The sequence below is a fragment of the Rhizobium sp. PAMB 3174 genome (assembly GCF_052908375.1).
On the sequence record NZ_CM128608.1, the window covers coordinates 819,958 to 842,854 of the forward strand.

The window sequence follows — 22,897 nt, forward strand, 5'->3', positions numbered from 1 at the left end:
TAAGCCGCCTGTGCGTGCCGGGCGCTTTCCATCCGATCCATGTCCGGCAAAGTCCTTTCGATGAAAGCCGGCAGTTCCCTTACGGCCAAGTCTTCGGGCGCGGACAGTCAAGCCGGCCGCTTCCTCCGGTTCTATCCTTTCGGACGGTATGAACCGGCGTGAAGGCGCGAGAGACGCTGTGCCGCCATATCGATTGCTCCAATCCACCAGACAAGGGAACGTCAATGAGTATCAATTTCGCCTTGAACGCAGACCAGATCGCACTTCGCGACGGTGCGCGTACGTTTGCCAATGCCGTGTTGAAGGATGTCCGCAAGACGATTGCGCAGTATGCGAGGCCCGACGAACGCTTCTATGCGATCAAGCCGTTTTTCGACCAGGCCGTCGCGGCGGGTTTCGTGAAGACCCTGCTGCCCGAGGTCGCCGGCGGCTCGAATATCGCCACGCTGGATTTCGCGCTGGCGGCCGAAGAACTGACCACTGTCGATGTCAATATTCCAAGCGCCCTGTTCGGCACCGGCCTGTGCGTCAAGCCGGTCGCGATGTTTGGAACCGAGGAGCAGCAAAAGCGCCTTCTGACCGATTTCGCCGAGGATGGCACACGCCTCGGTGCGCTGGCCTTCACGGAAGTCACGGGCGGCGCAAACTTCGATTCCGCCGATCCGCGCTTCGGCGTGAAGACGGTCGCCACGCTGGAGGGTGACGAATGGGTGATCAACGGCGAGAAGCACTACACAACGAACGGCACTGGCTGGGACGGCAAGAATTGCCACCTCTATGCCGTGCTGTGCCGCACCGACCTATCCAAAAGCGCTCAGGATTCGCTTGCCGTCATCATGGTTCCCGGCAACACGCCGGGTATCAAGGTTTCGGGCCTTCTCGACACGATCGGCCACAGGGCGACGATTTCTCCGCGGATGACCTTCGAGAATGTGCGCGTACCAGCGAACAATATTCTCGGAAAGCCGGGTGATGGTATCAAGATCATCTCCACCAATTTTGCCTGGACCGCAGCCCTGATCGGCGCGGCCTGCGTCGGCGTCATGCGCGCGGCCTACGACCATGCACTGCAGTTCGCCCGCTCGGATGCCCGTTCCGGCCCGCATCCGATCATCGACTATCCGACCGTCGGCTATCAGCTCGCCGATATGAAGATGAAGATCGAGGCCTGCCGCTACCTGACGTGGAAAGCGTGCCATCAATACGATCAGTCCAAGGGCGCCGAGCATGAACTGGCGGTGATGACGAAGGTGTTCTGCTCCGAAACCTGCGTCAACGTCGTCTACGATGCCATGCGGGTGGTCGGCGTCGACAGCTACACCGACCTGCATCCCCTGGCCGACATGATGAATGATGCCATGTGCTTCCCGCTTTACGACGGCGGCAACATGGGCGCACGCCGACGCAATCTGCACAGCATCATCAAGGATCCGAGCTACAGTTCGCTGACGGCCCCCTACGCCACTTTCGGCGCCTGACAATCGTCCCGGCATCTACCGCCTCAGGCGATGGTGCCTTGAACTCGAACGGAGCGGGGCAGCGCGACGGCGGTCCCGCTCCAGGCTTGCCGTGTCACGGCCGGTAGTCCCGGGGTGTGACGCCGAAGCGACGGCGAAAAGCCCTGCTGAAGTGGGACATGTCGTTGAAGCCGTAGCGGAAGGCGACCTCCGATATGGTCAGGCACGTCCCCTTGCCAAGTTCGAAGGCGCAGCGCTCCAGCCTTTTGTTGAGAATGATCTGGCCGAAGGTCTCGCCGCTTCCCTGCAATAACTTGTGCAGGTAGCGCGGCGAGATCCCGAAATGCGCGGCGACCTTGGCCGGCGTGATGTGCGGATCGGCGAAATGGAGATCGATATGGCGGAGCACCGCGTGGCGCAGCGGCGACCGGAAGCTCCGCTGCTGTTCCTTTCCCGGATCCGGCGCGGAAGCCCGAAGCGACATGGCGACCAGATCGAGAATGGTCTTCGTCAGGTCGATTGCGCTGTGGCGGAAGCTTTCCGGATTGCTGGCCACGGCTGAGAGAAATTCGACAACGATCCTGCCGACGGGAGTGCCGGCGCCGGCGGTTCGCACGGCCAGGTCCTGGCCGACATGGGCATCGAACATATGCTTGGGGATCTTGAAGGAATGTTGCGTCCAGGCGTCGCTGCCATAGTCCAGGAGAAAGGGCTCGGATGAATCGACGACGGTGAAGGTGCCGGGCGAGGTGACGGCGCTCCGACGGCCCTGACTGGCGCTGCAACTGCCGTCTACCTGCAGGTTGAGAAAGCAATAGGCATCCGTGTCGCGACCAATGTCCCTTCTGGTGCGGGCAATCGTCTGTCGCACCGAGGAAATCGTCGAAATACCGATGTCATCGAACGCATGATCGGTGACGGCACCTTGGAAAGCCAGTTGCGGCGCCTTTTCAGGGGCGAGTGTCACGTAGACCTTGCACAGGACATCCCTCCAGTAGCTGAAGCGCTCTGTGGCCCTGATCTCCGTCAAATCGAAAGACCTCGCGTGCATGACTTACTGCTCCGGTTACGGCTTCCTGTTTCTCTGCTCCGTGACAGGCTTTGGAGAGCTGCCCGGCCCAGCCGACAGCCACGGCAAGGCCACGAATTCGCTGTCGGTCCCTAGTGTCCGCGCATCTCGCTGCGGAATGTGTGCGGTGTCATGCCTGTCGAGTTCTTGAACGCACGGGTGAAGTTGGCGTGGGAAGAAAATCCGGCGGCAATGGCGACGTCGGCGACATTCCAGTTGTCATCGAGCAGTCTCTGCTTGGCGAGCGCCATGCGCTTGCCATTGACATAGGCATGCGGGCTCGTTCCGGTGGCGTGTTTGAATGCCCGGGCGAAATGAGCAACACTCATGCAGGCCACCTCGGCAAGGTCGGCGACCGAAAACTCCTCGTCGAGGTGAAATTCGATATAATCCGTCACGCGTCTCATTCGCCGCGCGTCCAGCGCACCCTCGCTGCTACGCTTGCCCTGCTGGCGGGAGGAGGCCGTCGAATAGGAGCGGACAAGATGGGCGGAAAGGGAGACGGCCAGCGTCTCGATCAACAGGCGGCCGGCCGCGCTTTCCGTCGACATCTCCTGCAGGATCTGTCCCGCGGCAAATTCGATGAAGGGGTCCTGATCGATGCTTTCGTAGCGCAATTCGATCGCCGCCGGATCGAGGTCGAACTCCTGCAGGATCGTCGAGGAGAAGGGCTGTCCCGGCAGGAAGAGATGGAGACAGTCGTCCATCCGCTCCGTCACCGATATGAACTCCTCCTCAATCCCGGCCGGACAGAGCCAGATGGTGCCGCGCCGGGCGACCGTGTGCTGCCGCATGCCGCCGCCGCGGCGATCCACGATGCTGCGTCCGTGCAGGAGGATGGCGATTTCGGTTTCCCGCGGCACGAGTGAGGGCAGTTCACCCGCTTCATGGCACCAGCGCTCGGCCAGAATATTGCGCCAACCGCTTGCGTTCGAGGTCTGGGTCATCGTGCCGGTAATGTACTTGTCGACGGAATGACCGAACATGGCTTCGCTCCGGTTCCATTTTGCCTGAGGTGAGGAGAAGCAATTTCTGGACCAACCCGCCAAACAGCCAGTTTAGCAGGAATTGAATAGACAAACGCAGTTTTTGCTAACGCCAAAGACCGCCCACTCGCTCCACATTGCCTAAAGTTGAAGCAATGCTTTTCAGAAGGCAAACCTTGGGAGTTGAAAATGGCTCGCACTACTGTTGTCGGCGCATGCCCGCATGACTGTCCGGACACCTGCTCCATCCTGACCACGGTCGAGGATGGGAAGGCTGTCGCTGTCCGTGGCAATCCGGATCACCCGTTTACGCGCGGTCGTCTTTGCGTGAAGGTCAACAACTACCAGGACCGCGTCTACAGCGACAAGCGCCTCTTGTATCCGATGCGCCGCACGGGTCCGAAGGGCAGCGGGCAATTCGAGCGCATCAGTTGGGACGATGCGATCGCGGAGATCGCGGCGCGTTTCAAGGACATCATTGCCACCGACGGCGCGCAGGCCATCCTGCCTTACAGCTATCTCGGCACGCAGGGCATTATCAACGGGCTCAATGTCGGCGATCCGCTGTTCAACAAGCTGGGCGCCAGCGTCAGCGAGCGCACCTTCTGCGATTCCGGTTCCTGCACCGCCTATATGATGACGATCGGCCATACACCTGGCGTCGATCCGGAAGCCTTCATCCATTCGAAATACATCATCCTGTGGGCCTGCAACACGCTCAGCACCAATTCGCATCACTGGCCCTTCATCGAACAGGCCCGGAAGAACGGCGCCAAGCTGGTGGTCATCGATCCGGTGCGCACCCGCACCGCGCGCCTGGCGGACTGGCACATTCCCATCCGCCCCGGCACCGATTGCGCACTGGCGCTGGCGATGATCCACATCATCATCAAGGAAGGGCTCATCGATCGTGACTATATCGATGCCCACACCGTCGGCTTTGCCGAGCTGGCGGAGCGGGCCGAGCAATACACGCCCGAATTCGCGTCCGCCGAAACGGGCATTCCCGTGGAGGACATCTACGCGTTGACGCGGGAATATGCCGCGACCGCGCCGGCCGTCGTGCGCATCGGCGTCGCGGTCGAACGCCATGCCGGCGGCGGCCAGACGGTGCGCGCCATCGCCTGTCTGCCGGCCCTGATCGGGGCCTGGAAGCACGTCGGCGGCGGGTTGCTGCAATTGCCGATCTGGGCCTTCCCGGTCAACTGGGGCGGAATGATGCGGCCGGATCTGCAGCCCGAGACCATGCGGGTCATCAATTCGTGGCAGCTCGGGCCAGCCTTGACCGGCGATATGCCGCTTGATCCGCCAATCCGCTCGCTCTTCGTTTACAACGCCAATCCTATGGCGATGGTCAGCCAGCAGGAAAAGCTGGAGCAGGGGCTGGCGCGCGACGATCTCTTCACCGTGGTCAGCGAGCATTTCATCACCGACACCGCCCGCTATGCCGATATCCTTCTGCCGGCAACCACCCAGCTGGAACAGAAGGACATCATGTTCTCCTGGGGGCATCTCTACCTCTCCTACAACAATCCGGCGATCGAGCCCCTGGGGGAGGCGGTGCCGAATACCGAACTGTTCCGCCGGATCGCCCGCGCGCTCGATATCGATGACCCGTTCTTCCACCGCTCGGACGACGAGATGATCGAGCAGTCCATGGACTGGGAAAATCCGGTCATGGAGGGAATCACGCTCGAGGAGTTGAAGGAGAAGGGCTTCCTGCGTCTGAAATTGCCGGCTGCCGGCGACTGGGCACCGCACCGCGACGGTAATTTTCCGACGCCGACAGGGAAATGCGAGTTCAAGTCCACGCTGGCCGACAACGGCAACTTCGTGGTTCCGCTGTTTCGCCAGGGCTACAACGGCGATCAGGCAGGCGAACCCGTCGATCCCTTGCCGCATTACATCAGGCCGAACGAGAGCCCGGCCAGCGCACCAGCGCTTGCGAAGAAATATCCGCTCAGCCTGATCTCGCCCAAGAGCCATGCCTTCCTCAATTCCAACTATGGCAACCTGCCGGCCCAACTGGCCCAGGCGGGCGAGGAGCAGGCGGTCATCCTTCATCCGGACGACGCGAACGCACGCGGGATAGAGGTGGGGGCGCCCATTCGCGTCTTCAACGATCGCGGTGTCTTCGAAGCTTTCGCCACCGTCTCCGAGGACGTGATGCGCGGCGTTGTGGTTGCGCCCGCCGGTTACTGGCAGCGCTCGAACCGCCGGGGACCCACGGTCCATGCCCTGACGCCTCCCGCTTTCGCCGACCTGGGCCGTGCACCGACATTTTCGGATGTGCTGGTCGAGGTCGCCAGATCCTGACCGACAATCTTGCTTCCCTGAAGAGGTTTATTGAGAATGCCCTATGTCGTTACCGACCAATGCACCGGATGCCGTTATACGGAGTGCGTGACGGTGTGCCCCGTCGAATGTTTCCACATCGACGATGACATGACCTATATCGACCCCGACAACTGCATCGATTGCGGCGGCTGTGTCCCGGCCTGTCCGGTTGGCGCGATCCAGCCGTCCTACCTCCTGCCGCCCGACCAGCAGAAATGGATCGAGATCAACAAGCGTCGTTCCGCCGAAACGCCGGTTGTCAACACACGCCTGGCGCCGCTTCCGGGCGCCGACGAGCGCAAGAGGGCGATGGGCCTATGACGGTGCCGCGCTATCGTGTTGCCATTGTCGGCGCCGGTCCGAGCGGGTTCTATGCGGCCGAAGCATTGCTTCGGTCGGACAAGGACATCGCGGTCGATCTGTTCGAGCGACTGCCGGTGCCCTACGGTCTGGTCCGGTTCGGGGTCGCGCCCGATCATCCGAAGCTGAAGCAGGTCACCGCGGTGTTCGAGCGGATCGCGGCGATGCCGGGCTTTCGGTTTGTCGGCGGGGTGGAAATCGGTGTCGATATCGGCATCGAAGACCTGCGCCGATCCTATCACGCGACGATCCTGGCAACGGGCGCTGCGCTGGGCCGGGGCCTCGGCCTGCCGGGTGAAGACCTGCCCGGCACGCATCAGGCGAGCGATTTCGTCGGCTGGTATAACGGTCACCCGGATTATCGGGATCAGACCTTCGACTTCAGTGGCGAGCGTGCGGTCGTCATCGGCCATGGCAACGTCGCCCTCGATGTCGCCCGCATCCTCCTCAAGACGCCGGAGGAGTTGCGCCACACGGATATAGCCGGCCACGCTCTCGAGGCTCTGGCGCAAAGCCGGATTCGGGAAGTGCATCTCGTGGGGCGTGGCGGCCCGGCGGGGACCCGCTTCTCCGCCAAGGAGCTGCAGGAGTTCGGGACGCTGGCCGATTGCGATCCGGGCGTTGCCGAGAGCGATCTTGGCATCGATCCGTTTGCCCTGCCGCAGGCCGCGGACCCGGAACGGAAAATCGCCGTCGGCCTGCTTGAGGCATTCTCCCGCCACCCGGCGACGAAGAGCAAGCGCTGCCTGTTCCGCTTCCATCTCAATCCTGTCCGTTTCGACGGAAATGAGCGGCTCAGCCGTGCGCGTTTCCGTTCGACCGCAGCGGGCGAGGGGATGGCGCAGGACGTGGCGATCGATACCGGCCTCGTCTTCCTGAGCGTGGGCAGGCGCAGTGCGCCGGTCGCCGATGTTCCGTATGACGCGGCCCGCGGCGTCCACGCCAATGCCGGTGGCCGCGTCGGTGTCGAGGGAGAGGGTGTTCCGGGCCTTTACGTGTGCGGCTGGAGCAAGCGCGGTCCGCAGGGAACGATCGGCACAAATCGCGCCTGCGCGCTCGATACGGTGGAGAAGGTTCTGGCCGACATCGAATCTCTGCCCTTGCCACTCGCCGCCTCAGCGGACGATTTCGTTGCCTCAATCTGGGTGCGACAGGGCCAGCGGCTCGATTTTGACGCCTGGCGTGCGATCGACATGGCGGAGGTGGCCCGGGGCCGGGCGCTGGGCAAGCCGCGTGAGAAGTTCGTGTCCGTTGCAGAGATGATGGCCGCGGTCACGGGGAGGGATATCGCGTGCTGATGGAACCCTCATCCGCCTGCGCGCTTGTCGACAGTTTCGGCCGCCGGGTGAGCTATCTGCGGCTGTCGGTGACGGACCGCTGCGACCTGCGCTGCGTCTATTGCATGTCGGAGCGCATGACCTTCATGCCGCGGAAGGACATTCTTTCGCTGGACGAACTGGCGCGTGTCGCCCACGCCTTCATCCGGGTGGGCGTGCGCAAGATACGCATTACCGGTGGCGAGCCGCTTGTCCGCAAGGATGTCATCGAACTCTTCCGCGATCTTTCGGCGAGCCTGCAGGACGGACGCTTGCAGGAACTGACGCTGACCACCAACGGCACCCGCCTTGCCCGCTACGCCAGGGATCTGGCGCTTGCCGGCGTACGGCGGGTCAACATATCCCTCGATACGCTTGATCCGCATCGCTTCGCAGCCTTGACCCGTGGCGGCTCCCTGGCAACCGTGCTCGAGGGGATCGACGCTGCGCAGGATGCCGGGCTGGCAATCAAGATCAATACGGTCGCGCTCAGCGGAAGCACGGAAGAGGAGATCGATGACCTGATCGCCTTCACGCACGGGCGCGGCATGGGCCTGACGCTGATCGAGACCATGCCCCTTGGAGAAACGGGGGAGGACCGGCTCGACCAGTATCTGCCGCTGGATCGCCTGCGCCGGCAGATAGAGGAGCGATGGTCGCTGACGGATATCGGCCTTCGCACCGGCGGACCGGCACGTTATGCAAGGGTCACCGAAACCGGCGGCACCATCGGCTTCATCACGCCGATGACGCATAATTTCTGCGAAAACTGCAATCGCGTGCGCGTGACCGCCGCCGGCGTGCTCCACACCTGTCTCGGCCAGAACGACGCGGCGGATCTGAAGGAAGCCATACGCGCATCCGACGACGACGGACTGCTGCTGGAGACGATCACCCATGCGCTGAAGCATAAACCCAAGGGCCATGACTTCGTGCTGGATCGCGCATCTGTGCCGCAGATCGCCCGTCACATGTCGGCGACCGGGGGCTAACCCCGGCTGCGGCGCAGGGACGTGCCGACGCGCTGCCCGCAGCGTGTGGTTCCGCTGCTGACGTGGAGCGCAGCTAGTTCGCCCCGGCGGTTGCGGCAATCGCGGCGTCAGAGCTGAATTTGTTCTCGAACTTCCGAGGAAATGACGCGCCGCGCCGGGTGAAGACGAGAACTATGTCTACGCTATAGCGCTCATTTAGGCGGTGTCTGGATCCCTCTCTGGTCGCCATTCCCACCCACCGGCCTCCCAAAACCAAGCGGCATGGCGGTTCGATCCTGCGCCAAGGTTCGATGCCTGCTGCTCTCGGCTTTACGATACATGTGACGGCTGTAAATCTGAGTCCGCCGGGCGATCTGCGGCCTCTTGCGGTGGCTGTTGCGTGGCTCCGCCCTGTTGCAGCGACCAGTATCCGCCCCTGAGCGCCATCAATGCGTCGTGGGTGCCCGTTTCACGCACGTTGCCCGCCTCCATATAGACGATCAGGTCCGCGTCGCGGATGGTCGAGAGCCTGTGCGCGATGACGAAGCTGGTCCGGCCCTGACGCAGCTCGGACATGGCTTGCTGGATGAGCATCTCGGTTCTTGTGTCGACGGAGCTGGTGGCCTCGTCGAGAACAAGGATCGGCGCGTCCAGAAGAAAGGCGCGCGCGATGGTCATGAGCTGGCGCTGCCCCTGTGACAGCGAGGCGCCGCCATTCTCCAGCACTGTGTCATATCCCCCTGGAAGGGTTCGGACAAAATCATCGACGTGGCAGCGTTGCGCGGCGGCAACCACCGCCTCGCGGCTGCTTTCGGGGCGGCCAAAGGCGATGTTGTCGTGGACCGTGCCCGTGAAGAGCCATGTGTCCTGAAGCACCATGGCGATCCGGCTGCGCAGTTCGGAGCGCGAAAGTTCCCGGATATCGACCTCGTCGAGACGGATGGCGCCACCGTCGATCTCGTAAAACCGCATCAGCAGATTGACCAGGGTGGTTTTCCCGGCCCCGGTCGGGCCGACAATGGCGATGGTCTGGCCCGCCAGCGCTTCGAAGCTTACATCCTCGAACAAGGGCTGATCGGGCTGATAGCGGAATCGAACGTGATCGAAACACACATGGCCGGTGACGGCAAAGCGTGGCCGCGTCTCGCCGGCTTTGTCTGACGACACTTCCGGTGCATTGAGGAGTTCGAAGACCCGCTCGGCCGATGCCAGCGCGGACTGGACTTGGGCCGCCATGCTACCCAATTGAGAGACCGGCTGCCCGATCTGCCGGATATATTGGATGAACGCCTGCAATTCGCCCAGCGACAGCCCGCCTGCAAGCACGCGGAAGGCGCCGACAACGACGACCGCGACATAGGCGAGGTTGGTGACGAGCATGGTCACAGGCTGGATCAGGCTGGCCAGGATTTGCGCGGTCCTGCTGGCATTGGTCAACCTGGCATTTTGATCGGCGAAGCGCGCCTCGATCCGGCTGCGCGCGCCGAAGACCCGGATCAGGGTCTGGCCGGTGAAGCTCTCTTCCACCGTCGCGTTCAGATTGCCCGTTTCGCGCCATTGGCGGGCGAATTGCGGCCCTGACACCCGCGTGAGAAGCCATGTCAGTACCATGGAGACGGCAATAGCCGCCAGCGCGACAATAGCCAGCGGCGGTGACATGACGATCATGAACGCCAGAACTCCGAGGATCGTCAGCAGCATCAGCAGGAACTGGCTGGCGACCTGCTGCAGGTTCTGGACCATGTTGTCGATATCGTTGGTGAAACGCGACAACAGCTCGCCCCGGGGCTGCGCGTCAAACCAGCTCAATGGCACGCGTGAAAGCTTCGCCTGCGCCTGGCAACGCAAATCGCGGCCCAGCTTTTGTACCAGATTGTTGATCAGCCAGGCCTGCGCCAGATTGAACAGTGAGGCGGCCAGGTAGATCGCCGCGACGATCGCGAGCTGGCGGACGAGCGCCGCGCTACTGAAGCCATCGCCGATCAGAAGATTGGTTGCCTCCCCGAGTTGCCAAGGCCCGGCCGTGCTGGCCGCCACGCTTCCGATCGACAGGAGCACGGTGCCGACGACGACCAGTCGGCTGGCGCCGAGAGCTCGCCAGGTTGCGAGGGCCGCAGTACGGGTATCTTTTGGCTTCTCCCCCCCGATCGCGGCGCCGGGCGCATTTTGCGCAGGCCGTGGGGAGGTCGAGGCGGTGGCCGGGCGGGAATCCTCCACCTTGTTCATGCTGCATCCTCCGACACGCTTTCCTGCGAGCGCACGATATCGGCATAGATCGGGCAATCCTCCACCAGCGCCGCATGGCGCCCCGACCCGACAATCCTTCCGCGATCGAGCACAAGGATGCGGTCCGCATCCTTGATCGATATCACTCGCTGACTGACGATCACCGTCACCGCTTGCGCGGTCGCGCGGCGAAGCTCCCCCCGCAACCGGGCATCGGTGGCCTGATCGAGCGCCGAGAAGCTGTCGTCGAACAGGTAGAGATTGGCGTCGCAGACGAGCGCCCTGGCGATGGCGAGCCGCTGTCGCTGGCCACCGGAAAAATTCGTTCCTCCCTGGGCCACGGGCGCCGCCAGTTTCTCGGGCAGCGCGCGGATGAAGTCTGCGGCCTGGGCGATCTCGAGGGCGCGCCACAGGCTGGCGTCATCGGCCTCAGGATTCCCCAGCCGCAAGGTGTCAGCGACGGTGCCTGAGAAGAGGTAGGTCTTTTGCGGAACGTAGCCGATTCGTCCGCTCAGCGTCTCCGGCGCGATCGCCCGCAGATCGGTCCCGCCGAGCAAGATGCGTCCGGTGCTTGGATCGTCCAGCCGCGCGATGAGATTGACGATCGTGGATTTGCCCGAGCCGGTCGCTCCGATGATGCCGAGGACCTCCCCAGGGTCGACCGCGAAGTCGATGTTTTCGAGCACCATGGCCTCTGCACCAGGGTAGCCGAAGCTCACCGCCTCAAAGCGTACGGACAGTCCGGCGCCCTTTTCGGGCAGAGCGCGCGGATGTGCGGGCGGGGCTACCATGAGCGGGGTTTGCAGGAGTTCGCCGATCCGACGTGCACTGACCAGCGCGCGCGGCAACAACACGACCAGCATTCCCATCATCATCACCGAGATCAGGATCAGCGAGACGTAGGAGAGGAATGAGATCAGCGCGCCTATCTGCAGATCGCCCGACACTATCCGGCTCGCACCGGCCCATACCAGAGCCACCGAGGCCAGTTGCATCACTGCGGTCACCGCCGGGCTGATCGTCGCCATCAGCCACCCTGCGTGAAGCGCGGTGTCCGTCAGTTCGGTGTTGGCCGCGCCAAACCGCCGGCTCTCGCGGCCCTCCTGCAAAAACGCGCGAATGACCCGAATGCCGTCGATCTGTTCGCGCAGGATGGTGTTGACGCCGTCGAGTTGCTTTTGCATCTGCTGGAACAAGGGTGTCGCGCGTAGCGTCAAAAATCCGACGATCAGAGCGAGTATCGGCACCACGATGACCAAAAGCTTGGACAATTGCACATCCTGGCGCAAAGCCATGATGGCGCCGCCGATCCCCATGATCGGTGCGGTCACGATCATGGTCAGTGTCAGGATCAGCATGGTCTGCACCTGCAACACGTCATTCGTGCAGCGGGTGATCAGAGAGCCGATGCTGAAGCTCTGGACCTGCGCGAGGGCGAGGCTATGAACCTTGGCAAAGATGTCTGCGCGCAAGGTCTGGCCAATCTGGTAGGCTATGCGCGCGCCGAGCAGGACTGTCGCGACGTTGAGCAGGAGCTGAGCCAGCGAGGCCGCCACCATCCATCCGCCATAGCCCAGCACCGTGTCGATGGACCCGGTGGAGATGCCTTTGTCGATGACATCGGCGCTATAACCGGGAAGCAGCAGCGATGCCGTAACCTGCCCCAATTGGCACAGCAGTAAGCCCGACAGGGCCCAGCCATGCCCGCGAAGCCGGGCGCTCCAATTTTTCGCAGGTGCAGCAGGAACGGGTTCGATGATCGACACTTCGGTTAAGTTCGCCATGGCCATTTTGCTCCGCTGCTTCGCGTCAGGAACCATACTGGCCTCCTCTTTCGCGCTGCACAAGAATATTGTCGCGGCCTGGCTGGTGGTGCTGTGGATGATGGTGGTTGCCGCCCGTGTATTTTTCGTCGGCGACCGCGGCCGCCGGATCCGGGTCTTAAAGACCACGTCTCAAAGGGCGCTTCGGGGTCTATGGAGTGCGTCGCTCACAGCCGTGGTCCTCCGAGAGTGAAGCCGCCATCAATCAGAATATCCTGACCTGTAATGAACTGGGCATCGTCGGAGAGCAGCCATGCGGCGGTGCCGGCAACGTCGTCGGGAGTTCCGTTTCGCCCCAAGGGCGCGTGGGCGGCAAGCTTGGCGGAGAATGCCGGGTCCAGAACCTCGTCGGCCATCGGCGTCAGGATGATGCCGGGACTGATGCTGTTGACGCGAACGTTGCGGGCTCCTTGCTCTATGGCAAGCGTGTGCATCATGGCGATCAAGGCCCCCTTGGCCGCCGCATAGGCACCCGCGCCGGGCATGACGCTGTTGACGGTCCATGAGGCGTTGATGACGATGGCGCCGCCCTCAAGATGTGGCAGAGAGTGCTTGATCGAGAGGAAGGTTCCCAGGAGGTTCGTGCTGACAAGGTCCTCGAAGTCGGCCGTCTCCGTCTCGGCGAGGGGCTTGAACGCGCCCAGGACGCCAGCATTCGCAAAGAGGCCGTCGATGCGACCGTTGATGCTCTTCGCCAAACGTACCATCGCCTCAACCGCAGCGGCGTTTCCAATATCGCTGGCAATTGCCAAGGCTTTACCGCCTTCAGCAACGATCTCGGCTGCAACCGCCTCAAGGGGTGCCTGACGGCGGCCGACGAGAACGCACTGTGCGCCTTCCTTCGAGAGGCGGATCGCCGCCGCGCGCCCCATGCCTGTTCCTGCACCCGTGATGACAATCGTTTTTCCCGCAAATCGCGTCAGTGTCATATTCAACTCCTTCAAGGACGACTTTCAGGGCTGTTGTAATTGACGGGAAATTTGATGATAATCTGCGTTATGATGCTATCATTATAAAGGAGTATCATTGAATGGACGTCGTGCGCTGTATGCAAGCCTTCGTCACGACGGTTCAGGCGGGTTCGATGAGTGCTGCGGCCTCAGCGCTGGGGCAATCTGCCGCCATGGTTGGTCAGCAGATCGCGGCTTTGGAGGACCGTCTCGGAACGCGCCTTCTCAATCGCACGACACGGCGACAAAGCCTGACGGATTTCGGGGCGAGCTATGTGGAGCAGTGCCGCGATATTCTGGGCCGTATCGCGCTTGCAGAAGAGGCTGCAGAGCTTGAGCAGACGCGGGTGCAAGGTCGATTGTGTATCACCGCGCCCACCACCTTCGGCTCGGAGGCGCTGATGCCGGCACTCGCCGCCTACCGACTGTCCGCGCCCGATGTGGAGCTCGACATCGCCTTGTCCGATCGCACCGTCGATCTGGTGGAGGAAGGCTTCGATATCGCCTTCCGCATCGGCGTGATGCAGGACAGCGCGATGATTGCCAGACCTTTGGCCCCTTACCGCATGGCCGTCTGCGCCGCCCCCGACTATCTCGCCCGCCGAGGAACCCCGATTCACCCCGATGAGCTGACTGGCCATGACACAATCGCCTTCACGCCGTCAGCGAGGTCGCCATGGACGTTCGCCAGGGAGGGCGAAGAGAAGGCGGTTACACCTCCACGGATGATCACCGTCAATAACGGCCAAGCCGTCCGCGCCGCAGCACGCGCAGGTCTTGGTATCATCATGCAGCCGGAAATCCTCGTGAAACGCGACCTTGAGACCGGCTGCCTGGTTCGGCTCTTTGCGGATTGGCGACTGGGTGAAAGACCCATGTGGCTCCTCTACCAACGCGATCGGCGCATGACGCCACGCTTGCGCAGTTTTATTGCTTTTTCCATGACCGCATTTGGATCATCGTCGAGCACGCACAAGAGAAGATAGTTCGCCCAAGAACGCTGCATTTCAAGAATTGGCGCGTCACGCTGGTGGTGATGAGAACTATCTCTACTCTATCGCCTTCCTTTGATCCGGGCGTTTATGGCCGACATTGGCTTCCGCCCCCTCATGACCCGAATGCGTGATGAATGCCGGGCAGGATGCGCGCGAGATGGTTGAACTCGGTCATGTCGTGAACCGACATTTCATAGGCCGTTGATTCCGCAACCTGCTCGTTGAAGCCAATCTTTTGCAGCATTGCCGGAGCCTTTTCCGCATTGGCGAACCGCGCCATGTCCGCATGGGCTCCGATCCAGTATCGGCTTAAGAGTTCCATGCCGGCACTTGTGTCGCGGGCAATATGGACCATCAGCGTGAACGGGATATCGGGCGCCGGCGTCGCATAGCAGACGGCGCTGGCGCTGGCGGTATAACCCTCTCGCGCCAGTGCCTGCGCGTCGAAGCCGAGCGTTGCCGGCTCGGAGAAATGGATGATGGCGTCGAGACGGCTCGGTCCGATCCATTCCTGGATGCGATTGGGATTGTTGAAGAGCCGCTTCTCGTAGCTCAGCGATGCATCCTTCAGGCGGGACGGGTCGGCGACGCTGGTGTCGATATGCGCCTGAGGGAACCAGAGCATATAACGCTCCTTTTCGACCGGATGCCAGGTGAACCACCACTTGAACATGTCGGTGGTCACGCCGGGCATGACGATGCGGCTTTGCGCATAGGCCATCTGGCCATCAAGAACGGCATAGCCGTTGTCTTTCGTCTTGAAGGACGGGTCGATCAGCCGGTTGAGGTTCTGCGCACTCGGCGTGGGTACTTCGCCGGGGTCGAGCGGTCCGAACTGGAGAGCCTTCGCCGACGCCGAGGGGACGGAGAGATCCGTGTCGAGATAGGGCGCATAAGGGGTGGCGCCCACGGCCTGCGCATTGGCGGTGCGCTGCTTCTGGCATTCCAGGGAAAGGTATGTGACGGCGCTCCACTCCCCGTAGGCGTCGCGATGCGCTGCGGGTTCGGCGGCGGATGCCGCCTGCGCCAGATCCGAATGCGAGAGGATAGCGGCAGACGTGGTTCCGACGATTGCGGCTGGAGCGCTTTTGAGAAGGGTGCGGCGGGACAGCGTACGGGTCATGGCGAGCTCCTTGGCGAAAATTCGATGCTTGACCCTGAAACTACGCCATGCTCATCATTAATCAAATCGATCTGATGCATGAGGTAAATCGACATGACTGATATCTCGAACATCGATCTCAACTTGTTGATCTCGATGGAGGCCCTCCTGGAGGAAAAGAACGTGTCGCGCGCGGCGCGGCGCCTTTCTCTCGGCCAGCCCGCCATGAGCCACAATCTGGCGCGCCTTCGACGCTTGCTGGGGGACGAGTTGCTGGTGCGAAGTGCCGGTGGCATGGTGCCGACGGAAAAAGCCGTCAGCCTCGAAGTCGAGCTTCGCGCGACCATGCGGAAGATACGCATGCTGTTTGAGGAGCAATTGCCGTTTGATCCTTCAACAGCGCAAATGTCCTTTCGGCTTGGCGTGACCGACAGCGCCGAAGCAATCCTCATTCCCGCAGTCTCGGCCTTGCTGCTTGAAAAGGCGCCCGGCGTCACGCTCAAGTTGATCCCCATAGGCGGGGCCGATGTCGCCGATGGTCTGGAGATGGGCGTCTTCGATCTCGCCATTGGCACCTTCGCCGGGGGGAAAAGCTACCACAAGCAACGCGTGATCTATCACGAAGGGTATCATACGGTTTTCAATGCCGCCCTGGTCGCCATCGGCGAAGCGATGACGCTTGATGATTACAGGCGTTACCCAATGGTGGTGGTCGACGGACCGGACGGAGACGCAATCCTCGACGCGTTGGGACGTCTGGACGTGTGGCCGCATGTCGCCCTGCGAACGCCCCATCTGCTGACGGTGCCTTCTATCGTTTCCCAGGCGCCGATGATCGCCGCCGTCCACACCCAGGTGGCGGAACGTTTCGCCAGGCATTTCGACCTGTCCGTCAGGCCGCTTCCGGAAGAAATCCGCCTGGCGCCTGCAAAGCTGATGCTGATGTGGCATGCGGCCAGCGACAAGGCTCCCGCACACCGCTTCCTGCGCGATCTTGTCGTCGAAGGGCTCAGATGTCTGCGTGGGAGGAAACCATAGGCTCCCGCTTTCGCGTTTTTTTCCGCGTCCTGCGAAAATGGTGGCGGTATGGCGGCGCTGGTGAAGGAAAATGGCGCACCGTGCCGGGTGATGATGAGAACTATGTCTACGCTGTGGCCCCCCCTTAAGCCGGTTCGAATCCCGCATGTCCCGTCTGTCCCGCCGATTCTACGCTATGACGCGATACCCTGCGCGATAGCTACGCAAACACCGCCGATTTCCGCACCGCGCGTCACGCCGTGGCCGCTCCGCCCGCGACCATGACAGCGGAAACGGGCCGAACCGGCGCGATATGCGACACCTATTGCGGCTGCAGATGCTCGGCCATGAAGTCGACGAACACCCTCAGTTTGGGCGTAATCTGGCGGCTGGCCGGCCAGAGCACGTTGAACTGATCGGTCTCGGCAACCCACTCGTCCAGGATGGACACGAGGCGGCCGTCAGCGATCTCGTCACGGATCGCAAAGGGCGGCAGACACGCAATGCCCAGTCCCTCGATCGCCAACTCGATCAGAGGATCGACCGCCGTCGCGCTCATCCGTTCGGGCAGGACAACCTTCCCTTGCCGTTCCCCGCGAGCAAACGGCCAGGGTCGGAGCTTGCCGGTGCTGGGAGAGCGTTGGTGGAGACACTGATGCTGCGCCAGATCGTCAGGGGTTTCCGGCACGCCACACCTTGCCAGATAGTCGGGTGAGGCGACGATTTTCAGTTTGAATCGGCCGACATTGCGGCTCATCAACCGGCTGTCCGATGGTTGCCCGGTGCGAATGACGGCATCGAACCCTTCCTCCACCACGTCCACCAGCCGATCGCTGAAATCCAGGTCGAGCTGCACCTCTGGCCAGGCGCGCATGAACTTGGCCATCACCGGTGTCAGCAGCATGCCGACCAGCGGCAGGCTGACCCGCAGCCGCCCTCTCGGCGTCCGATTGGATCGGGCAAGCTCGGCTTCCGCTGCCTCGACCTCCTCGAAGATGCGACGGCAGCGTTCGAGGAACAGCCGCCCCTCTTCGGTCAGGGTCATGTTGCGCGTGTTGCGATGGAACAGGCGCACATCCAGCCGTTGTTCCAGTCGGACCACCGCCTTGCCAACCGCAGAGGCGGAAAGGCCGAGCTTGCGGCCAGCCGCCACGAAGCTGCCGGTTTCAGCCGATTGCACGAAGGCGTCGAACGCAGTGAGTTTGTCCATGCACTGACTATTACAGGAACTTTATTCCGCAGTCACCGGAATGACGGCCCATTTTTCCATAGCAGGCCGTCCGCTATCCCTTGGCCTTCCGAAACCAAGGAGACGCACATGATCCCCGCCTTCACGATCCACCCCGCCCCAACGACTTTCATCGTCAACGTGATTCACGTTCACCCCGGCAAGCAGGAGGAGGCGTTTCGGTTAATCCAGGATGTCGTCCACTATGTCGCCGAGCGGAAGCCTGGCTTTCTGTGGAGCAACCTGGCCAAGAGCACCGATGGACTGACGGTCGTGAATATCGAGGCGATCTCCGATCCGGGCGACGTCGAGATTTTCTTTTCCGATCCGGTATTTCTCGAAAAGTTCCGCAAGCTCGACACCGTCTCGTCGAGCGAGTTTCACACCTACACCGTTGGCGACCTGGTGCTGCCGAAGGCCTCAGCGTGACGACGCAGGTCGAACGGCTGCCGGTAGCGGGGCTATGCGCACTGGCGATTGCCGGTTTCGTCACCATCCTGACGGAGGCCCTGCCTGCCGGTCTGCTCCCGCAGATCGGGGCATCGCTGGGGGTGAGCGAGGCCATGGTGGGGCAATGGATCAGTATCTATGCGCTGGGATCGCTGATGGCAGCGATCCCACTGACGGCAGCAACGCGAAGCTGGCGCAGGCGACCGCTCCTGCTCGGCGCCATCATCGGTTTTGCTATCGCCAATCTGATTACGGCCCTGACGGCGAGTTTTATCGTCGCGATGGCGGCACGTTTCGTCGGCGGTGTATCGGCCGGCCTGCTGTGGGCGTTGCTGGCCGGCTATGCTGTTCGCATGGCGCCGCGCAGCCTCGCTGGCCGGGCCATGGCCATTGCGATGGCGGGGACGCCGTTGGCGCTCTCCATCGGCATCCCCGCCGGCACATTTATCGGCAACCTCGCCGGTTGGCGACTGACCTTCGGATTGCTCAGCGTCATTGCGTTGCTGCTCGCTGGCTGGATCATCGCGAAGGTGCCGGATTTCGCCGGCGAGCCTGAAACGCAACGCCCGTCATTGGCCCAGGTCTTTGCGGTGCCGGGCGTGCGCCCGGTGCTGGCGGTGACGCTCTGCTTCGTGCTGGCCCACAACATCCTCTACACGTACATCGCGCCACTTCTGGCCGGCCATCGCATGACGGGCCAGATCGATAGTGTCCTTCTGGTTTTCGGGGTTTCCGCACTTGTCAGTATCGGTCTGACGGGCGTGTTGATCGACAAATGGCTGCGACCATTGACCTTCACCGGCATCGGCCTGTTTCTTGTGGCGGTCTTGATACTTGCGGTGATAACCGGAGCACCGTCGGCGATCTACGGGGCCACACTTATCTGGGGACTGGCTTTTGGCGGGTCGGCGACGCTCTTTCAGACCGCATCGGCGCGTGCTGCCGGTGCTGCGGCCGACGTGGCCCAGGCGATGATCGTCACGGCATGGAACATCGCCATTTTTGGCGGAGCCGTCATGGGCGGGGTCATTCTCGAAACCGCAGGAGCAGGCGGGTTGTCGTGGGCAGGTATCGCTCTGCTTGTCGGCGCCGCTGGATCATCGCTGTGCATGGCCCACCCCGCTGACGCAGGACGCATGTCGTGACAAAGCGCGATGCAGGTTTGCTCCGGATTGTCGCCTTGTGCGGTGTTAGAGTGCTATAGCGTAGACGTAGTGCTCATCTTCGTCGGGCGCGCTCCGCCATCAAGCTGTAGCGTCGTGCTGCGTAGCAAAGGTGGTTGGGGTGTGGAATTGGCGGCCTTTGAGCGCTTGTTGATAGGATGTCTTTGGGCGGCATGGCGCCCCATTGTAGCCGGTCGACGTGTGAGAAGCCCTCGAAAGCGATAGTTCGCCTCATATGGCCCTCGCAAGGCCAGCAGCTTGGCCGGATCTTCGGGGGGGGCGGTCCATCGTCAGCGGGGCCGGTCTGGAAGTTCGTAGGTCAGCTTGAGCGCATCTCGTTTCCGCAAGCCCCAGCCCAAAGCTTATCGGCGTTTGGGCTGGGGCTTGCAGCGGTCTACCTAATTGGTTGTCAGCCGTCCGTAGAACAGGTGAGTTTCTCCCAGTCGTCGATCTCACGGAGCATCGTCTGAAGCCGATGACGAACCAGGCCAAGTGCGTCGCTGCCCAAAAGCAGTTGTGGCGGAGGATTTTCGGACTTCACGAGGGTCAGGACTGCGTCAGCAAGCTTCTCCGGATCGCCGAGCTGTGCGCCGTGCTTTTTTTGCCGCGCCTCGCGGATCGGATCAAAGAGCCTGTCGTAATCGTCGATCGAGCGCTCCGTGCGAACCATGGAGCGCCCCGCCCAGTCGGTGCGGAAAGAGCCTGGGCAAAGCGCGGTAACATGCACCCCAAACGGTGCCATCTCGGCACGCATGACTTCGGATATGCCCTGCAAGGCAAATTTACTGCCGCAGTAATAGGCGATCCCAGGCATTGTGATCAGACCACCCATCGAGGTGACGTTGACGATAAATCCCGAACGCCGCTGGCGGAAGCGTGGCAAGAATGCCTTGGCCACAGCGACGGCGCCAAAAACATTGACGTCGAACTGGCGCTGCATTTCCGACAATGGCGATTCCTCCAGAACCCCCTCGTGCCCGTAGCCGGCATTGTTGATCAGCACGTCGACAGGGCCGAAATCGGTCTCGGCCTGTCGAGCGATCCCCTCGATGTGGTCGAAATCGGTGATGTCGCATAAGACGGCGTGGACTTTTGGAAGTCGCTCGAGCAGGGAGATGCGCGCCTCCTCGGAACGAATAGTGCCGATCACATTGTGTCCCGCCCGCAGCGCTGCCTCGGCGATGGCGAACCCGAAGCCCGAATTGGCACCGGTAATGAAGAAAGTCTTGGTCGTCATGATTGGGCCTTGCTTGTGCGTTTCGATAAATTGCTAAATAGTATGAGGCGGAGCCGACAGACAGCGCGTATCCTCTGATAAAATTGACCAATCCTATGAAACATGACGATCTCGCCTGGCAGGCATCAAAGCTCGCACCGCGCCCTGGATACAATCCCACGGCCTTGGTTGGCATGCGTATCTTGCGGTCTGAAACCGTTCTGGAGGACGTTCCGGTTCTCTATCGACCCGGGGCGGTCTTTGTGCTGCAAGGCGCGAAACAGGGCTTCCTGGACGGGCAAATCTATCGCTACGATGCCGATCACTACCTCGGCGTATCGGTTCCAGTGCCATTCCGGATGGCGTCGCAAGCCAGCCCTGAAATGCCACTGCTTGCACTCTACGTGGAATTCGACCTGCATCTCGCTGCCGAGATCGCTGTCATGCTTGAAGACGGGGGGAATATTGCGCGAGAGCAGGCTCGGAGCCTTGTTTCAAGTCCCTTGTCTTCGAAGTTGCGCGATCTATTGCGCAGAACGATGAGCGCGCTTGCGGACCCGCAGGAATGCGCGATCCTCGGACCCGGCATTCTGCGGGAACTGCATTACCTGGTCCTTGTCGGGCCTCAGGGGGGCGCTCTTCGGGCGGCCCTGCGTCACCGGGGACCTGCCGGCCGGATCGTGGAAAGCCTCGCCCGCATTCGCGCATCGTTCACCGCGGGCATTTCCGTCCCGGAACTGGCGGCAGAGGCCGGTATGAGTGTTCCTTCCTATCACGCCCATTTCAAGGCCCTGACAGGAGCGTCGCCAGTCCGTTATATTAAGGCGATGCGACTTCACGAAGCGCGCGTGATGATCGCATCCAACCAGGGCCCCATCTCCACTGTTGCAGCCCAAGTCGGATATGCAAGTGCGGCCCAGTTCAGCCGCGATTTTCGCAAGCATTTTGGACGAACCGCTACCGAAGAGATCCGCTGGATGCGGGAACATCTGGGAGAGCCGACTTGATGGCGAGCGCAGATCTTCCCTGACCGCTTCTTGACTCCTTCAAGCGACGACGCGTTCCCGCCGTAGCAGACCGCGATGCATTCTTGTGGCAATCACTCGACCGAAAGCGATTCGAACCGTTCTGCGGCTATAGCGTATTATGGAGGGCGATCAGTGGAATTTGGCGCACCCGACAGGATTCGAACCTGTGACCTTTGGAATCGGAATCCAACACTCTATCCAGCTGAGCTACGGGTGCTTGCCGTATGGGCCTTGATTTGAATCAGGCCTCAGCGCTTCGGGTATTACCCTACCTTTCGGCCTGCTTCAATGGTCAAAAAGGGCAGGGCGGGGAATTTGTTCGGGGTGGCGGAGCGGATAAGGAAAAGGCCCGGTCTTGCCGGGCCTTTCGGTGGTTCGGATGTCGTTATACCGTCAGCCGGCTTCGGCCATGGCGCCGGGGCCGGGGATGGCTTTGGGCGGGCATTTGCCGAGGATGATCATGCCGAGGACTTCGTCCTTGGTGACGTCTTCGGTGCGGGCATGGCCGACGACCTGGCCGTTCTTCATCACCGTCACGCGGTCCGCGAGGTCGAAGACGTCGTGGATGTCGTGGCTGATCAGGAAGATGCCGATGCCTTCCTTCTTCAACTGCTTGATGAGCTCGCCGACCTGCGCCGTTTCCTGCGGCCCGAGGGCTGCGGTCGGCTCGTCCATGATCAGGATGCGGGCGTTGAAGAGGATGGCGCGGGCGATCGCCACCGACTGGCGCTGACCGCCGGACAAGGCCTTCACCGGCTCCTTGAAGCGCTTGAAGTTGGGGTTCAGGCGCCCCATCACCTCGCGCGCTTCCGCCTCCATGGCGGCATCGTCGAGCGTGCCCCATTTCGTCAGGATCTCGCGGCCGAGGAACAGGTTGGCGGCAGCATCGACATTGTCGGCGACGGCGAGCGTCTGGTAGATCGTCTCGATGCCGTAGGCCTTGGCGTCACGCGGATTGCGGATCTCGGCCGGTTCACCGTTGATCAGGATTTCGCCGGCGTCGCGCTTGTAGGCGCCCGACAGGATCTTGATCAGGGTCGACTTGCCGGCACCGTTGTGGCCGAGCAGGGCGACGACTTCGCCGGGGAAGAGGTCGACCGATGCGTTCTCCACGGCGTGGATGCCGCCGAATGCGATCGAGATGTTGCGCATTTCGACCAGCGGAACGGCACCGTTTTGAGAAGGGGCTTTGTTCTCGTTCAT

19 protein-coding genes and 1 tRNA gene are annotated in these 22,897 nt (G+C 62.0%); 10 read left to right on the forward strand and 10 right to left on the reverse strand.

Translation table 11 applies throughout. The features are described from left to right. Positions 1–224: 224 nt before the first annotated feature. On the forward strand, positions 225–1,478 hold the full coding sequence (locus ACU5AY_RS03885; RefSeq protein ID WP_446828072.1) for an acyl-CoA dehydrogenase family protein: 1,254 nt from the start codon (positions 225–227) through the stop codon (positions 1,476–1,478). A 94-nt stretch (positions 1,479–1,572) separates the two neighbouring features. On the opposite strand, the gene ACU5AY_RS03890 is transcribed toward ACU5AY_RS03885, so the two are convergent. Together ACU5AY_RS03890 and ACU5AY_RS03895 are read right to left on the reverse strand one after the other, a co-directional pair. Then, positions 1,573–2,508 carry a helix-turn-helix domain-containing protein gene (locus tag ACU5AY_RS03890; protein WP_446828073.1) on the reverse strand — a complete coding sequence of 312 codons (936 nt, stop codon included), beginning with the start codon at positions 2,506–2,508 and terminating at the stop codon, positions 1,573–1,575. A 110-nt stretch (positions 2,509–2,618) separates the two neighbouring features. Further along, positions 2,619–3,512 (reverse strand): helix-turn-helix domain-containing protein, encoded by an 894-nt coding sequence (locus ACU5AY_RS03895; RefSeq protein WP_446828074.1) that lies wholly within the window; start codon positions 3,510–3,512, stop codon positions 2,619–2,621. Between the two features lie 189 nt (positions 3,513–3,701). Here ACU5AY_RS03895 and ACU5AY_RS03900 point away from each other — a divergent pair, with 189 nt between their 5' ends. The 4 genes from ACU5AY_RS03900 (at position 3,702) to moaA (ending at position 8,517) form a co-directional block, all read left to right on the forward strand. Further along, positions 3,702–5,828 carry a molybdopterin-containing oxidoreductase family protein gene (locus tag ACU5AY_RS03900; RefSeq protein WP_446828075.1) on the forward strand — a complete coding sequence of 709 codons (2,127 nt, stop codon included), beginning with the start codon at positions 3,702–3,704 and terminating at the stop codon, positions 5,826–5,828. Positions 5,829–5,921: 93 nt separating this feature from the next. Continuing rightward, complete coding sequence (locus tag ACU5AY_RS03905; protein ID WP_446828076.1) at positions 5,922–6,170, forward strand: 4Fe-4S binding protein; 249 nt, start codon at positions 5,922–5,924, stop codon at positions 6,168–6,170. Further along, a complete protein-coding gene (locus tag ACU5AY_RS03910; RefSeq protein ID WP_446828077.1) occupies positions 6,167–7,507 on the forward strand; it encodes an FAD-dependent oxidoreductase in 1,341 nt (446 codons plus the stop codon). The genes ACU5AY_RS03905 and ACU5AY_RS03910 overlap by 4 nt, the downstream gene beginning before the upstream one ends. Then, a complete protein-coding gene (moaA, locus tag ACU5AY_RS03915; RefSeq protein WP_446828078.1) occupies positions 7,507–8,517 on the forward strand; it encodes a GTP 3',8-cyclase MoaA in 1,011 nt (336 codons plus the stop codon). Before ACU5AY_RS03910 ends, moaA begins: the two co-directional genes overlap by 1 nt. Positions 8,518–8,826: 309 nt before the next feature. On the opposite strand, the gene ACU5AY_RS03920 is transcribed toward moaA, so the two are convergent. The 3 genes from ACU5AY_RS03920 to ACU5AY_RS03930 form a co-directional block, all read right to left on the reverse strand. Further along, positions 8,827–10,722: an ABC transporter ATP-binding protein gene (locus tag ACU5AY_RS03920; protein ID WP_446828079.1), complete on the reverse strand. Its 1,896-nt coding sequence runs from the start codon at positions 10,720–10,722 to the stop codon at positions 8,827–8,829. Beyond that, the gene (locus ACU5AY_RS03925; protein WP_446828080.1) at positions 10,719–12,542 is read right to left on the reverse strand and encodes an ABC transporter ATP-binding protein; all 1,824 of its coding nucleotides are present in this window, start codon (positions 12,540–12,542) and stop codon (positions 10,719–10,721) included. The genes ACU5AY_RS03920 and ACU5AY_RS03925 overlap by 4 nt, the downstream gene beginning before the upstream one ends. 170 nt (positions 12,543–12,712) lie before the next feature. After that, positions 12,713–13,474, reverse strand: coding sequence for an SDR family NAD(P)-dependent oxidoreductase (locus ACU5AY_RS03930; protein WP_446828081.1), 762 nt, complete (start codon positions 13,472–13,474; stop codon positions 12,713–12,715). 101 nt (positions 13,475–13,575) lie between these two features. On the opposite strand from ACU5AY_RS03930, the gene ACU5AY_RS03935 reads away from it, so the two are divergent. After that, positions 13,576–14,481 carry a LysR family transcriptional regulator gene (locus ACU5AY_RS03935; protein WP_446828082.1) on the forward strand — a complete coding sequence of 302 codons (906 nt, stop codon included), beginning with the start codon at positions 13,576–13,578 and terminating at the stop codon, positions 14,479–14,481. A gap of 121 nt (positions 14,482–14,602) precedes the next feature. On the opposite strand, the gene ACU5AY_RS03940 is transcribed toward ACU5AY_RS03935, so the two are convergent. Then, positions 14,603–15,613, reverse strand: a complete 1,011-nt coding sequence (locus ACU5AY_RS03940) for a DAPG hydrolase family protein (RefSeq protein WP_446828083.1) — start codon at positions 15,611–15,613, stop codon at positions 14,603–14,605. Between the two features lie 93 nt (positions 15,614–15,706). On the opposite strand from ACU5AY_RS03940, the gene ACU5AY_RS03945 reads away from it, so the two are divergent. Then, complete coding sequence (locus ACU5AY_RS03945) at positions 15,707–16,630, forward strand: LysR family transcriptional regulator (protein WP_446828084.1); 924 nt, start codon at positions 15,707–15,709, stop codon at positions 16,628–16,630. A 301-nt stretch (positions 16,631–16,931) separates the two neighbouring features. On the opposite strand, the gene ACU5AY_RS03950 is transcribed toward ACU5AY_RS03945, so the two are convergent. Continuing rightward, positions 16,932–17,819, reverse strand: coding sequence for a LysR family transcriptional regulator (locus ACU5AY_RS03950; RefSeq protein ID WP_446828085.1), 888 nt, complete (start codon positions 17,817–17,819; stop codon positions 16,932–16,934). A 108-nt stretch (positions 17,820–17,927) separates the two neighbouring features. Between ACU5AY_RS03950 and ACU5AY_RS03955 the strand changes: the two genes are divergently transcribed. Beyond that, positions 17,928–18,266 (forward strand): antibiotic biosynthesis monooxygenase, encoded by a 339-nt coding sequence (locus ACU5AY_RS03955; protein WP_446828086.1) that lies wholly within the window; start codon positions 17,928–17,930, stop codon positions 18,264–18,266. Then, positions 18,263–19,432, forward strand: coding sequence for an MFS transporter (locus ACU5AY_RS03960; protein ID WP_446828087.1), 1,170 nt, complete (start codon positions 18,263–18,265; stop codon positions 19,430–19,432). Before ACU5AY_RS03955 ends, ACU5AY_RS03960 begins: the two co-directional genes overlap by 4 nt. A 427-nt stretch (positions 19,433–19,859) precedes the next feature. On the opposite strand, the gene ACU5AY_RS03965 is transcribed toward ACU5AY_RS03960, so the two are convergent. Continuing rightward, positions 19,860–20,687, reverse strand: coding sequence for an oxidoreductase (locus ACU5AY_RS03965; RefSeq protein WP_446828088.1), 828 nt, complete (start codon positions 20,685–20,687; stop codon positions 19,860–19,862). A 95-nt stretch (positions 20,688–20,782) separates the two neighbouring features. On the opposite strand from ACU5AY_RS03965, the gene ACU5AY_RS03970 reads away from it, so the two are divergent. After that, a complete protein-coding gene (locus ACU5AY_RS03970; RefSeq protein ID WP_446828089.1) occupies positions 20,783–21,673 on the forward strand; it encodes an AraC family transcriptional regulator N-terminal domain-containing protein in 891 nt (296 codons plus the stop codon). Positions 21,674–21,834: 161 nt separating this feature from the next. Here ACU5AY_RS03970 and ACU5AY_RS03975 read toward each other — a convergent pair. Together ACU5AY_RS03975 and ACU5AY_RS03980 are read right to left on the reverse strand one after the other, a co-directional pair. Further along, positions 21,835–21,911 (reverse strand) — tRNA-Arg (locus ACU5AY_RS03975). Positions 21,912–22,087: 176 nt separating this feature from the next. Next, a complete protein-coding gene (locus ACU5AY_RS03980; protein WP_446828090.1) occupies positions 22,088–22,897 on the reverse strand; it encodes an ATP-binding cassette domain-containing protein in 810 nt (269 codons plus the stop codon).

What these genes read in the sequence shown, in the direction of transcription:
- ACU5AY_RS03955 (WP_446828086.1), top strand. Translation starts at nt 17,928, where the DNA reads ATGATCCCCGCCTTCACGATCCACCCCGCCCCAACGACTTTCATCGTC.
- ACU5AY_RS03890 (WP_446828073.1), bottom strand. Translation starts at nt 2,508, where the DNA reads ATGCACGCGAGGTCTTTCGATTTGACGGAGATCAGGGCCACAGAGCGC.
- ACU5AY_RS03945 (WP_446828084.1), top strand. Translation starts at nt 15,707, where the DNA reads ATGACTGATATCTCGAACATCGATCTCAACTTGTTGATCTCGATGGAG.
- ACU5AY_RS03935 (WP_446828082.1), top strand. Translation starts at nt 13,576, where the DNA reads ATGGACGTCGTGCGCTGTATGCAAGCCTTCGTCACGACGGTTCAGGCG.
- ACU5AY_RS03895 (WP_446828074.1), bottom strand. Translation starts at nt 3,512, where the DNA reads ATGTTCGGTCATTCCGTCGACAAGTACATTACCGGCACGATGACCCAG.
- ACU5AY_RS03940 (WP_446828083.1), bottom strand. Translation starts at nt 15,613, where the DNA reads ATGACCCGTACGCTGTCCCGCCGCACCCTTCTCAAAAGCGCTCCAGCC.
- ACU5AY_RS03950 (WP_446828085.1), bottom strand. Translation starts at nt 17,819, where the DNA reads ATGGACAAACTCACTGCGTTCGACGCCTTCGTGCAATCGGCTGAAACC.
- ACU5AY_RS03925 (WP_446828080.1), bottom strand. Translation starts at nt 12,542, where the DNA reads ATGGTTCCTGACGCGAAGCAGCGGAGCAAAATGGCCATGGCGAACTTA.
- moaA (WP_446828078.1), top strand. Translation starts at nt 7,507, where the DNA reads ATGGAACCCTCATCCGCCTGCGCGCTTGTCGACAGTTTCGGCCGCCGG.
- ACU5AY_RS03900 (WP_446828075.1), top strand. Translation starts at nt 3,702, where the DNA reads ATGGCTCGCACTACTGTTGTCGGCGCATGCCCGCATGACTGTCCGGAC.
- ACU5AY_RS03930 (WP_446828081.1), bottom strand. Translation starts at nt 13,474, where the DNA reads ATGACACTGACGCGATTTGCGGGAAAAACGATTGTCATCACGGGTGCA.
- ACU5AY_RS03920 (WP_446828079.1), bottom strand. Translation starts at nt 10,722, where the DNA reads ATGAACAAGGTGGAGGATTCCCGCCCGGCCACCGCCTCGACCTCCCCA.
- ACU5AY_RS03970 (WP_446828089.1), top strand. Translation starts at nt 20,783, where the DNA reads ATGAAACATGACGATCTCGCCTGGCAGGCATCAAAGCTCGCACCGCGC.
- ACU5AY_RS03980 (WP_446828090.1), bottom strand. Translation starts at nt 22,897, where the DNA reads ATGAACGAGAACAAAGCCCCTTCTCAAAACGGTGCCGTTCCGCTGGTC.
- ACU5AY_RS03965 (WP_446828088.1), bottom strand. Translation starts at nt 20,687, where the DNA reads ATGACGACCAAGACTTTCTTCATTACCGGTGCCAATTCGGGCTTCGGG.
- ACU5AY_RS03885 (WP_446828072.1), top strand. Translation starts at nt 225, where the DNA reads ATGAGTATCAATTTCGCCTTGAACGCAGACCAGATCGCACTTCGCGAC.
- ACU5AY_RS03910 (WP_446828077.1), top strand. Translation starts at nt 6,167, where the DNA reads ATGACGGTGCCGCGCTATCGTGTTGCCATTGTCGGCGCCGGTCCGAGC.